Source organism: Stenotrophomonas sp. (assembly GCF_035634915.1).
Classification (GTDB): Bacteria; Pseudomonadota; Gammaproteobacteria; order Xanthomonadales; family Xanthomonadaceae; genus Stenotrophomonas.
On record NZ_DASQCB010000009.1, the window covers coordinates 56460 to 68620 of the forward strand.

General features: G+C 62.8%; 13 protein-coding genes. 7 read left to right on the forward strand and 6 right to left on the reverse strand.

The window, feature by feature from the left end:
• Positions 1-27: 27 nt before the first annotated feature.
• Positions 28-348, reverse strand: coding sequence for a DUF6122 family protein (locus tag VER16_RS06520; protein WP_324806451.1), 321 nt, complete (start codon positions 346-348; stop codon positions 28-30).
• Between the two features lie 43 nt (positions 349-391).
• Positions 392-2281: an arginine decarboxylase gene (gene speA / locus VER16_RS06525; protein WP_324806452.1), complete on the reverse strand. Its 1890-nt coding sequence runs from the start codon at positions 2279-2281 to the stop codon at positions 392-394.
• A gap of 179 nt (positions 2282-2460) precedes the next feature.
• On the opposite strand from speA, the gene speE reads away from it, so the two are divergent.
• Positions 2461-3315, forward strand: coding sequence for a polyamine aminopropyltransferase (gene speE, locus VER16_RS06530; protein ID WP_324806454.1), 855 nt, complete (start codon positions 2461-2463; stop codon positions 3313-3315).
• Positions 3316-3406: 91 nt separating this feature from the next.
• Here speE and VER16_RS06535 read toward each other — a convergent pair whose 3' ends face one another.
• Positions 3407-4312, reverse strand: coding sequence for an aspartyl/asparaginyl beta-hydroxylase domain-containing protein (locus VER16_RS06535; protein WP_324806919.1), 906 nt, complete (start codon positions 4310-4312; stop codon positions 3407-3409).
• Between the two features lie 222 nt (positions 4313-4534).
• Here VER16_RS06535 and VER16_RS06540 point away from each other — a divergent pair, with 222 nt between their 5' ends.
• The gene (locus tag VER16_RS06540; RefSeq protein ID WP_324806455.1) at positions 4535-5506 is read left to right on the forward strand and encodes an alpha/beta hydrolase; all 972 of its coding nucleotides are present in this window, start codon (positions 4535-4537) and stop codon (positions 5504-5506) included.
• A 186-nt stretch (positions 5507-5692) separates the two neighbouring features.
• The gene (locus tag VER16_RS06545; RefSeq protein ID WP_324806457.1) at positions 5693-6352 is read left to right on the forward strand and encodes an RIO1 family regulatory kinase/ATPase; all 660 of its coding nucleotides are present in this window, start codon (positions 5693-5695) and stop codon (positions 6350-6352) included.
• 128 nt (positions 6353-6480) lie between these two features.
• Here the strand turns inward: VER16_RS06545 and VER16_RS06550 are convergent, their stop codons facing one another.
• Positions 6481-6819, reverse strand: a complete 339-nt coding sequence (locus tag VER16_RS06550) for a P-II family nitrogen regulator (protein WP_079223976.1) — start codon at positions 6817-6819, stop codon at positions 6481-6483.
• Positions 6820-6954: 135 nt separating this feature from the next.
• Here VER16_RS06550 and ubiK point away from each other — a divergent pair, with 135 nt between their 5' ends.
• A complete protein-coding gene (gene ubiK, locus VER16_RS06555; RefSeq protein WP_324806460.1) occupies positions 6955-7206 on the forward strand; it encodes a ubiquinone biosynthesis accessory factor UbiK in 252 nt (83 codons plus the stop codon).
• Positions 7207-7505: 299 nt separating this feature from the next.
• Here ubiK and VER16_RS06560 read toward each other — a convergent pair whose 3' ends face one another.
• On the reverse strand, positions 7506-8609 hold the full coding sequence (locus VER16_RS06560) for a hypothetical protein (RefSeq protein ID WP_324806462.1): 1104 nt from the start codon (positions 8607-8609) through the stop codon (positions 7506-7508).
• A gap of 275 nt (positions 8610-8884) precedes the next feature.
• Here VER16_RS06560 and VER16_RS06565 point away from each other — a divergent pair, with 275 nt between their 5' ends.
• From VER16_RS06565 to VER16_RS06575, 3 genes are all read left to right on the forward strand, one after another.
• Entirely contained in the window at positions 8885-9493 is a 609-nt protein-coding gene (locus VER16_RS06565; protein WP_324806464.1) for a helix-turn-helix transcriptional regulator, read from the forward strand.
• Between the two features lie 2 nt (positions 9494-9495).
• Positions 9496-10395: a hypothetical protein gene (locus VER16_RS06570; RefSeq protein ID WP_324806466.1), complete on the forward strand. Its 900-nt coding sequence runs from the start codon at positions 9496-9498 to the stop codon at positions 10393-10395.
• A 260-nt stretch (positions 10396-10655) separates the two neighbouring features.
• Entirely contained in the window at positions 10656-11435 is a 780-nt protein-coding gene (locus VER16_RS06575) for a hypothetical protein (protein WP_324806468.1), read from the forward strand.
• Between the two features lie 34 nt (positions 11436-11469).
• Here VER16_RS06575 and VER16_RS06580 read toward each other — a convergent pair whose 3' ends face one another.
• Positions 11470-12024 carry a hypothetical protein gene (locus VER16_RS06580; protein WP_324806469.1) on the reverse strand — a complete coding sequence of 185 codons (555 nt, stop codon included), beginning with the start codon at positions 12022-12024 and terminating at the stop codon, positions 11470-11472.
• Positions 12025-12161 lie beyond the last annotated feature (137 nt).

Genomic DNA, 12161 nt, shown 5'->3' on the forward strand with positions numbered 1-12161 from the left:
CCGACCAAGGTCGGCATCTACCAAAGCTCAGCGGTGGTGCATCCACCAGCAGTCGATGGCGTCCAGCACGATGTGCACCATCAGGCCGACACCCACCAGCCGCGTTTTCTTCGGCACGCACAGCCCGGCATACACCGCAATCGCCGGTGCGGTGTGCAGCGGGTGGAAGCCGATGCTGCAGCGGTTCGGCGCGTAGATCGGGTCGGCCAGCAGATGGTCCAGGTCGATGATCCAGCCCAGCAGCAACAACAGCCAGGCCGAGGCAAAACGCCTGCGCCAGAACAGCCATGCCAGCAGGGCTGGCACGGCGGCATGCAGGAACAGGTGGAAGATCGCGCGCGCGCTCATCAGATCAGGCAGCACCGGGCCATGCCCAGCGTTCCCATGAACATCACACCAGCGGTTCGTCGGACAGGTAGGTGTAGCCGGTCAGGCCTGCTTCCAGCGCTTCGGACAGCTCCTGCGCACGTTCCGGTGACAGCGCGGCCGCGGCCACGCGCTGGGCATAGGCCGCACGCAGCTCGTCCAGCCTGTAGCCCACGTAGTCCAGCATCACGTCGGTGGTGTCACCGCGGCGCTGCTGGGTGATCGCGTAGCCATCGGCATCGGCCACCACTTCCACGGCGTCGGTATCGCCGAACAGGTTGTGGATGTCGCCCAGGATTTCCTGGTAGGCACCGACCATGAAGAAGCCGATGCGGTAGCTTTCGCCGTGCTTGATCGCGTGCAGCGGCAGCGACGTGTCCAGGCTCTCGTTCTCGACATAGGTCTTGACCATGCCGTCCGAATCGCAGGTCATGTCGGCGATGATGCCGCGGCGGTCCGGGGTCTCGTTCAGGCGTTCGATCGGCACGATCGGGAACACCTGGTCGATCGCCCACGCATCGGGAATCGATTCGAACACGCTGAAGTTGACGAAATACTTGTCGACCAGGCGCTCGTTCAGTTCATCCAGCGCCGGGCGGTGGCTCTTTTCGTCGTAGCTCAGACGCGCACGTACGCCGTGGGCGATGGCGTAGAACAGATCGTCGATGCGCGCACGCTGCGGCAGGTCGATCTGGCCCAGCGCGTAGCTGGCCAGGCCTTCGGCGTGGAAATGCTGCGCTTCCTGGAACAGTTCCACCGCCGGGCGCGTATCCAGTTCCTCGTGGATCTCGCGCAGGTGGCGGATCGAGGCCGGCTCATCGTCGTGCTGGTCGGGCACGCGGCCTTCCTGCGCCTGCTCCACTTCAGAGACGTTGGCGATCAGCACCGCGTGGTGCGCGGTCATCGCGCGGCCGCACTCGGTGACGATGCGCGGCGGGGCCAGGCCATGTTCTTCGCAGGCATTGGCCAGCGGCTGCACGATGTTGCTGGCGTACGAATTGAGCCCGTAATTGATCGAGCAGAAGCTGCGCGAACGGGTGCCTTCGTAATCCACGCCCAGGCCGCCGCCCACGTCCACATGTGTGATCTTCGCGCCCAGCTGTGACAGCTCGACGAAATAGCGGGTGGCTTCGCGCATGCCGTTGGCGATGTCGCGCACGTTGGAAATCTGCGACCCCATGTGGAAGTGCAGCAGGCTCAGGCAGTCGGCGTATTCGGTATCGCGCAGCGATTTCCACAGGTCCAGCAGCTGGCGCGGGGACAGGCCGAACTTGGCCTTGTCGCCACCGCTGTTCTGCCACTTGCCGGCGCCCAGCGAGGCCAGGCGCATGCGCACGCCGAGGCCCGGCTTCACGTCCAGCGCCTTGGATTCTTCCAGCACCAGCTTCAGCTCGGAGGGCTTCTCGATGACGATGAAGGTCTGCAGGCCCAGCTTGCGGCCGATCAGGGCCAGGCGGATGTATTCGCGGTCCTTGTAGCCATTGCAGACGATCAGGCCACCCGGGCGCGACAGCGCCAGCACGGCCATCAGTTCGGGCTTGCTGCCCGCTTCCAGGCCGAAGCCTTCACCGTGGTGGCTGGCCAGCGTGCCGGCCACGCCGCGGTGCTGGTTCACCTTGATCGGGTACACGGCGGTGTAGCCGCCCGGGTAGTCCCAGTCCTGCTGGGCCTGGGCGAAGGCCGCCTGCAGCTTGCCCAGGCGCTGGCCGAGGATGTCTGGGAAGCGCACCAGCAGCGGCAGCTTGGCGCCGCCGGCACGTGCGGCGTCCACCACCTTGGGCAGCGACACCACCGGGCCGTCTGCCCCGGTCGGTCTCACCACCATGTGCCCGGCCTGATCCACATCGAAATAACCATCCGCCCAATGCGGGATCGAGTAGGTCTTGCGGGCTTGGTCGAGGGACCAATCGGTCATTGCAGTCGGCCTTGTTGGCAATAAAAGGGGGGGCATGATAACGCCTATATGCCCACAGGTTCGTTATCATGCGCGCCCGCGCCCGTGACAGGTCTGAACCTGAACGGGCCGATCCGTCCGGAAGCGAGGCACCCCGCCGTCAGCCCGGCTCCATCCCCTCCGAACAGGACCGTATCTCCATGACTGACAGCAGCAACTGGTACATCGAACACTTCGAACGCACTGGCTCGGCCATCGGCTACCGCATCACCGGCAAGCTGGACGAGGTGCAGTCGCCGTTCCAGAAGATCGAGATCTTCCAGACCACCGACTGGGGCAACCTGATGACCATCGACGGGGCCATCATGCTGACCAGCAAGGACAACTTCTTCTACCACGAGATGATCAGCCACCCGGTGCTGTTCACCCACGCCGCGCCCAAGCGCGTGGTCATCATCGGTGGCGGCGACTGCGGCACCCTGCGCGAAGTGCTCAAGCACAAGGGCGTGGAGAGCGTGACCCAGTGCGATATCGACGAGCAGGTCACCGTGATGGCGCGCAAGCACTTCCCGGAACTGTGCGATTCCAACGATGACGCCCGTGCCGAACTGCTGTTCGACGACGGCGTGGCCTACATGGCCAACTGCCCGGCCGGCAGCGTGGACGTGGTGATCGTCGATTCGACCGACCCGGTCGGCCCCGGCGAAGGCCTGTTCAACAAGGCGTTCTACGAGAGCTGCTTCAAGGCCCTGAAGGACGACGGCATCCTGGTGCAGCAGTCCGAATCGCCGCTGATGCAGCTGGAGCTGATCAACGAGATGCGCACCGAGATGGGCAAGGCCGGCTTCGGCTCGTTCAAGACCCTGCCGTTCCCGCAGCCGTGCTACCCCACCGGCTGGTGGAGCGTGACCATGGCGCGCAAGGGCGAGAGCGGCTTCGACTTCCGCCAGGCCGATTCGGCTGCCAAGACCTTCAACACCCTGTACTACACCGCCGCACTGCACACCGGCGTGCTGGTGACCCCGCCGTTCGTGCAGGCGGCATTGAAGGGTTGATTGGAAAGCGTGCCAACCAAGGTTGGCACCTACCCAACAAAAAACCCGCGCTGGCGACAGCGCGGGTTTTTCGTTTCCGTGAAACCGGCGATCAGATCGCCCAGATACCGGCAATCACCGCCACCACCAGGCCCCACTTGATCACCTGGTAGGCCACCACGCTGCGCTCGCGCAGGGCCTTGGCCTTCAGGCGCACCTTGTACAGGCCACCGAAGGCCTTGTTGACGCCACCGGTCGGGTCACCCGGCAGGTTGGGCGAAGCGCCACCGGCCAGCAGCGTGGCCGCCACCGCACGATTGAACAGGCCCGGCAGGCCGAAGCGCAGCGGGCGAGCGATATCGCAGAACAGGATCACGCGGTCCTGGTCGGTTTCGTTGTGCGCGTGGTGGATGTAGGTCTCGTCGAACATCATCCACTCGCCATCGCGCCAGCTCTTCTTCACCCCGTCCACCACGATGTAGCAACCATCGTCGTTGGGCGTGCTCAAGCCCAGGTGCAGGCGCAGCGAACCGGCGAACGGATCGCGGTGCGGGCGCAGCTCGCTGCCCGGCGGCAGCTGCGCAAACATCGCCGCGCGCACGTCGGGAATCGATTCGATCAGCGCCACGGTCTTCGGGCACATGGCCTTGGCCGACGGATGCGACGGGCCGTACCACTTCAGGTAGAAGCGCTTCCAGCCACGGCGGAAGAACGAATTGAAGCCGGCATCGTTGTAGCTGCTGGAGGCGGCGATCTTCTGCGCGTCACGCAGGGCCAGCGCCTCGTCGCGGATCACCTGCCAGTTCTGCCGCAGCGGTTCCAGCTGCGGAAGCTCCTTGCCCGGGTCCAGGAACGGCGTGGTCGGCACCTTCGAGAACAGGTACATGATGACGTTGATCGGGGCCATGAAGCTGGAGTGGTCCAGCAACTGGCGCGACCAGCGCGCGCGGACCTTGCCGCGGTAATGGATGTACAGCACGCAGGCCACGAACAGCGCTGCCAGGACAATCTTGATGATCAAAACACTTTCCTCCAGCGGGCGCCGGACAGGGAAACGAACGATGCGGCCGCGCGGCCTGCACCAGGGGGGACGCGGCAGGGGACGGGGACGTGCCGGGTGGGGGCGGCCGCCGATGTCGCGGGTTAACAGCTTATGGTCGGCAGCCGATGCGCCGCGGTCAAGTTGCCCGTGCGCCCGGTTCAGCATCACCTCGCTGAACGGCTGGCCTACACTGGCGTGATGCCTGCCCGCGACCTCGATCCCTACCCCGCCCTCAGCGGCCGCTATGCGGCGTTTTTCCCCGGCCAACCGGCGGCCGACCCGCGCAGCGAGGCCTTTGCCTGGAACGGAGGCAGCGTGCGCCTGGACCGCCACGGCTCGGCCGACGCCGGCGTGACCGTGCTGCTGGTGCATGGCGCCGGCGGCTATGGCCGGATGTTTGCGCCGCTGGCGGCCGTGTTGGCCAAGGCCGGGCATGAAGTGCTGGCACCGGACCTGCCCGGCTATGGCCTGAGCGCGGCCCCGTGGACATCCATCGACTACAGCGTATGGAAGCGGGCGCTGCTGGCATTGATCGAAGCCGAGCACCGGCGACGGCCGCGCCCGATCGTGCTGCTGGGGGCCAGTATCGGCGGCTACCTGGCCTATCTCGTGGCGGCCGAATCGCCGTGGGTGCGGGGCCTGGTGGCGACCACCCTGGCCGACCCGCGCGACCCGGTGGTGCAGGCCGCGCTGGTGCGCAGGCCGTGGATGCGCGCCCTGTTGCCCACGCTGCGTCCCTGCAGCCGCCTGACCCGCGGCCTGCGCCTGCCGGTGCGCTGGTTCACCCACATGCAGCGCATGTCGCGCGACCCGGCCCTGACCGCACTGGTCTGCGCCGACCCGCTGGGCGGCGGCAACCGCGTGCCGCTGGGGCTGATGGCGTCGTTGTTCGACACCGCCCCGGCGCTGGAACCGGAGCAGTTCCAGCGCTGCCCGGTGCTGATGCTGCACCCGGCCTGCGACGACTGGACCCCAGTGGCCATCAGCGATCGCTTCTTCGAGCGCCTGGCCGCCCCCAGGCAGCGGGTCCTGCTGGACGCGTGCGGCCACTTCCCCATCGAACAGCCCGGGCTGGACCAGATGCGCGACGCACTGCTGCCGTTCTTACAGCGCATTGCTCCTCATATTTCTGGCAAGCCATTGATTGAAAATGACCAATCGTCAAAGTGAGACGACATTGTCCGATCCGGCGTGACGAACTGTTCCAGCCACGGCCCCGACATTTCTCCGACGAAACGTGGATTAGCAAACTTGCCGGTACTAAAATTAGCTTAACGAAAGTTTAGCTCTTCCCCCCAGTCGTACCGGTTCGCTTGACGCTTCAGCGCCGCCCACCGGATCGTCCGAGACCCCGCCATGACGTCCTCTGTTTCCCCCTCCCCTTCCTGCGGCGATGATGCCGTGGCACCGCTGCTGCTCAAGCGCGGCGATCGCTTCCTTGCCCCCGATGTCTACCGCACCTGCCTGGACGGCCGTCCAGCGGTGGTGAAGGACTATTCCCGCTACCGCGGCACCCCGGTTTCGCTGATCGCCCGGCTGATGGTGCGCCGTGAAGCGCGCATCCTGCAGCGCCTGGGCGGCTGGAAGCACGCACCGGCCCTGCTCGGCACCCTCGGTGGCCTCGCCCTGGGCATGGAATTCATTCCCGGGCAGACGCTGAGCACCGCGCAGGCCGTGGGCAATGAAGTGTTTGACCAGCTGCAGCACGCGCTCAGCCGCCTGCACGCGGCCGGCATCACCCACAACGATCTGCACGGCACCAACGTGGTGGTGAGCGGTGGCGTGCCGGTGCTGCTGGATTTCACTTCAGCGTGGCGCGCCCCGCGCTGGCTGCGCCGCAATCCGATCAGCCGTCAGCTGCGCCGCAGCGACATGAAGAACCTGCTGAAGATCCGCCAGCGCGTCACCGGCCAGGCGCCGAGCGCCGCGCAGGCCGCGCTGGTCGCCGACCCGGGCTGGGTGGCCGCCGTGCGCCAGGGCTGGAAGCGGTTCTACAAGTGGGCGAAGCAGCGGTAAGCGCTTGCGTAGAGTCGAGCCATGCTCGACTGCTCTGCCTGCATCACGCGAAACGCAGTCGAGCATGGCTCGACTCTACATAACGGCGAAACGGCAGCCGAGCGTGGGCTCGGCTCTACAAAAACGGATTACAGCGCGTCCGCGTCCAGTTCACCGGTACGGATACGCACCACGCTGCCCAGGTCGTACACGAACACCTTGCCGTCACCAATCTTGCCGGTGCCCGCCGCCTTCACGATCGCTTCCACCACCAGTTCCACCTGGTCGTCGGTCACCGCTACTTCCAGCTTTACCTTCGGCAGGAAGTCGACCACGTATTCGGCGCCACGGTACAGCTCGGTATGGCCCTTCTGCCGGCCAAAACCCTTCACCTCGGTCACCGTAATACCGGTAACCCCACGCTCGGCCAGCGCTTCGCGCACGTCGTCGAGCTTGAACGGCTTGATCACCGCCATGACCATCTTCATCGTCGATCTCCTGTATTACGGCGTGGAGGATAGCGCCTGAGCGCGCCCGGCGCGAAACCAGCGTCGCCTGTGCGGGCGCGCGGGCCGGCGGTATCCTTATGCGCAGAACGGCCTGCCAGGCCACGGAGTACCCCCATGATCGACCTGAATCACCTCGATGACCTTGCCCGCCGTCTGAGCGACCTGGTCCCGCCGGGCCTGCGCGAATCGCGCGAGGAACTGCAGGCCACCTTCAAGACCGCGCTGCAGGCCGGCCTGGCCAAGCTGGACCTGGTGACGCGCGAGGAATTTGAAGTGCAGCGTGCGGTGCTGTTGAAGACGCGCGAGAAGCTGGATGCGCTGGAAGCGGTGGTGCGTGAGCTGGAACAGGGCCGCGACGCCAGCTGAGACAACGTCAATGCGCGCCCTGACCCGGCCCCGAGTTCAAGCAGTTCCAGTTTCTGGGCGTGGCGCGGAGAGCTACTTGTGGTCAGGCAAGACTAGATTCCAGCCACGTATCGCGCAGCCCGCGGCCCCACCCAATCGAGTGGAAGATGGAGGTTCTGCACACCGCCTTTCGCCTCCTCTCGCCTTGGAGTCAATGGATTGAGACTCGTTAGTTCGGCCCGTATCCACTTTTCGCGTCCTTCGTGAATGAAAGACTTCTGAGGCGAACAGGGTTCCCTCCGATCAAGAAGACTGCCTGGTTACTCCTGCTCGGGCTTCCCCCGCCCACCCCAGTCCGGCCGATTACTCAACCACGACGCAACAGCTTCATCCCGAACGTCCATGTTTCTCTTCAGTTCCTCCTTCTCGTCAAGCATCGTAACTCCGCTGTCATTCATTTCAACTCCAGCAGCAGTCATCTCTGCTTGCAACCGTTCAAGCAGATCGTTCAAATACTTCATTGGACGCTGACCATCCCTCGTGCCTGCAGATGCACAGCTCGTCAGTACGCCGATCAGTATCACGAAGGCGCGAGTCACTCCACTCAAATATATAGAGCTTTTGCGCGTAAGGCATAGGGCAATTAGAACGCCAGCTGCGATACTTTCGAACTCAGCCACTCTATCCGCATCATGAAGAAGGTCGCCACGCTCCTTCTGCTTTTGGAAAAATATATCTGTCAAGAATCGTCCGGAAAATTCATCTGCATCAAACTCCATTGCCGACCGGACCTCATCCGCCGCGCGGCCGACCTCGCCAGCAGAGCCAAGAAACTCCTCATTAAGACGCATCTTCGATTTTCCGAGATGCCCTCTGAAGCAGTGGGCGATCTCGTGACAGAAGATGGCGACTGTCGCATACATTGCGCACCGCAGCGCTCGCTTTCGCCGCTCAGGATCAACAGGCAAGGGAAAATCTTGCCCGGGGCTGAAGCGCGAACTTGCATTGACAACATTCTTGCCAAGCTCTCCATCCTGGAACCCGGCAAGTCGGTAGGCAGAAACTGTTACACGAAGCACCACCCCTGCATTGACTGAAATCAGAAACTTCTCGCCCAGATGAAGCATCATTGCGAATGCATTCATATCCAGCGAATTGGTCATCACGCCAATCACAGGGCTGTACTTGAGAACTTCCCTCGCACTCTTCTGTTCAAACATGGATCGCATTATTTCGAATGCGCCACTCGCTACGTCATGGACGGGGAGCTTGGTGTCCCCACTCTCAAGGACGTCATCAGGCAGCGCACCATCATCAAGAAGAAGATAAGGCTTGATCTCCTCTCTGATCTGCATGCGATCACGGTCCTCAATCGGGCCAAACTCAAAACGCCTAGCTTTTTCACGCCCGAAAAAAACTGACATTACCGCCTACTCCTTTTGCCGTGGAAGCTCCTGAGGGGCATCCTACAATCACACCTGCCACCCAGGTCAAGAAGTACACCTACTCCACGTCCGCTGCGGGGAAGCAGCCCCCGTCCGGGCTGGCGCTTCACCGACTCCGCGCCAATTGGCACCCTATCCTGCTGGCATGTCTACTCGAGTGGACCTTCGATCCCAGTTGTCTACTCGATTACTCAAAAGGACTGGCCAGAATCACGCGCGACGGAGAGAATTCCATCCAACGCATGGAGTGCTCTATGTTCGATCAACAAAAGCCGCTACACGCAAGCGTTGCACAGGCCTTCATCCGGGCCATCAGGCGAATCTCAGGGGCAAGGCCCGCCATTGACGAGGAAGGCGAACGAACCATCGTGAGTCAGGAGCAGCTTGCAGAAGATGCAGGCATGGCGAGATCTTCATTGACGAAGCTGCTCAAGCAGGATGATGCGGCAAATCCGACGCTCAAATCCATCTGCCAGATTGCCAATGCGCTTGGCGTGCCTCCAGCTTTTCTATTGATGCGCGATCGTGACTGGAAGGTACTCGCCGCTGCAGTTTTTACGCATGAAGCGGCTCGAACGGACCCAAGGTTCAACGATTTCGCGAAGCGTCTCTGCACTTCCAAAGACCATGGCCCATCCGCCAGCGTCCAAAACGGCCGCGAACTGGCGCGACTGACCAATCACCTGCAGGAACTTCCTGCAGGCGCAGACAAGATGGTCAGAAGCAACGTCGAGGCTCAGGCGTACCGAATTGGTGCGACTAGTGCCGCACCACCACTACAGCAGTTGCACACGTCCAATCCAGAGTACGTCCCGCTCCTCCTTACCCTCTGCGCCGCAATGGGCGCCAACTTCCGAGACTGATCATGATCGCCACCGAAACTCTCTCCAACGAAGACATCCGTGCCACCAACGACTTGGGCGTAATCCTGGCCGAGGCTGACGCCGAGGACTTGGATATTCTGGTCGACTACATCACCGACCGGGGCGCCGGTCGGCTCACCTTGGACAGCGCCATGTGCAGGATCTTGGTGAACGCAAAGGAGAAGCAGAACTATGGTTCGACCGAACGTGCACTGATCGCTCAGGAGATTCTGGAATTCGGCGGCAACACGGTCAGCAATGCTTTCCGGAAGGCGCGCGGAATGTTCGCGGGCAGCTTCCTCGACAGTGTGCTTCCGAATGCCGCACCGACCATCGCATACAGCGAGATCGTCAATGATGTAGCAAGCCATCTCGGGGTGAAGATGCCCACCGGTTCCGCTGTCGCGGACGTCGAGCTGGTCATTATCCGAAAGATTCTCGGCAAAGCTGTCGAAAAGATGTCGGATGAAGAGAAACAGACGATTGCCGACGAGCTGGGCCTGGGCAGCCTGCCGAAGGGGCCCGGTGCACTTGCCTTGTTGATTCAGACTGCTCGCCTGGGAGGCTTTGCCACCTATAAGGTCGTCACTATCGTTGCCCATGCCGTTGCAAAGGCGATCCTGGGTCGTGGCCTCTCTTTCGGAGCAGGCGCAATCATTACCAAGGGTGTCAGTGTAGCGTTGGGGCCCATCGGTTGGGCGGTTACCGCGGTGTGGACGCTGGCAGACCTTTCCAGCCCGGCGTATCGGGTGACCGTGCCCGCCGTGATTCAGATCGCCTACATGCGGAACAAAATCATCGCAAAGAAAACATATGCGACGTGCGCAGGGTGCGGGACGGTGATCGAGCGTTCCGCGAATTTCTGTCCCAACTGTGCTGCTCCGCAGAAGGGTGCCGCTTGACGTTCGGCCCTGATCCTGGACTGTTGTCAGAGTGACGCGGATCTGAAATTCGATTGATCCGACCTAGTCACTGTGGAGATCCGGACCGCATATGGGCCGGATTTCTGCGCTTCCGATCTACCTTCACCGAAACGCTTCCCAGTGCAGGGACCAGTATCCGCTCCCTCGATCTGCTATCGGCCCGGCACAGGTACAATAGCGCTTGAGAGGCCGCGCCGTGCACCGGATGCCTCTCCAGGATCCCGACAGGAGTCACGATCATGTTGCGATGTCTTGCTGTGTTGTTCGCGCTGGCCCTGCCCGGCGCCACGATGGCCGCCGACGGCCTTGACCCAGCAGCCACCGAGCGCTGCGTGGCCTGGATGAAGGAACGGCCATCCAGCGCACCGGCCGAGGTCCGCACGGTCGCACCCGATACGCTCTGTGCCGACTTCACCAGCAGCCTGACCAGTGATAGCCGCGATGCGTTCCTCACGCCGCTGGCGAACATCCCTGCTGACATCAAACCGCAGGTGATCGTGCGCTCGCTGGGCGGCGACGTCGAGCTGGGCATGGACATGGGCGATGCAATTCTTGATCGCAAGGCCAGCGTCCATGCCTATCAGGTATGCGTGTCGTCCTGCGCCAACTACCTGTTCCTGCCCGCGCACACGCGCCACGTCATGGCCGACAGCGTCGTGCTGTTTCATGGCGGCATTGTGCCCCGCATGAAGAATCTGCCCGACGTCACCGCCGAAGGCAGGCAACGCCTGCAGCGCAACATCGAACGGCAGGATGCGTTCCTGCGCCGCGCGTCAATTTATCCGCAGCTGTTCGAATGGATGGACCGACTCAATCAGCCCAATCTCATTGTCATGCGGCATTGCCCCACCGACCGCAAGATCACCTTGATGCAGCTCTCTGACGCGGTACTGGCCGGCATCGGCGCGCCGGTGTCGAGCAACGAAGGCCCCCGCAGCCAGCAAGCGGTGGATGCATTAGTGGCGCGCTACGGGCCAGCGATGGCGGTCTGCTACTGGGACCATCCAGTAAAGCTATGAGCACGAACAGTACCGCCTCGCCATTGCATGTGCCCTAGTCGCTCACACCCACTTCCATCGCCACCACTTTCCCATCCTTGGTGTAGTAGCAGAGATTCAACAGGTCTTCGGCGTACTTGCATACGCGTTCAACCGCGACTGAGCCCAGCTTCACCTGCTCGGTTTCCGCTTCGCCCTCTTTGCGGGCTTCAGCCAAGGCTTTGGCGGCCGGGTCACCGATAGCAACACCCTTCAGCGTGATGCCGCGCAGACTTTCGGTCTTGCCTGCGGGCTGCTTGCCGGTGGTGATCGACGACACCCGGATCACATCAACGGTGCGGTGTTCTGCGCCGCCATCCGCGTTGGCGATCACCATCACTTCCAGCCCCGTGGTCGGGTCGGCGTAGCGGCGCTGGACCTGGCCCATGGCAACGGTTTTGTCACCTGCACCATACCGCTGGATCAGCTTGCTCTCATCGTAGACGTGCGGAACGAAATCACCGTCACGGAAGGCCTTGGACACATAGTCCACGGCAGGGGTCGCGGCGTGGGAAGAAACCGCCGACGTCAGCAGTGCGAGGGCAAGAAACAGAGGGGTACGCGTCTTCATGGGGCTTGTCTGATTCAAAAGAGGAGGGGACCGAACCTACGCACTTCAATTGCTGCAAGGATAATGGCATGGCGAGGTTTCGGGCCGCCACGCGTGAGCCCCAGCGTCAACTGGCCGGTCTCCCTAGGCAGATTGCA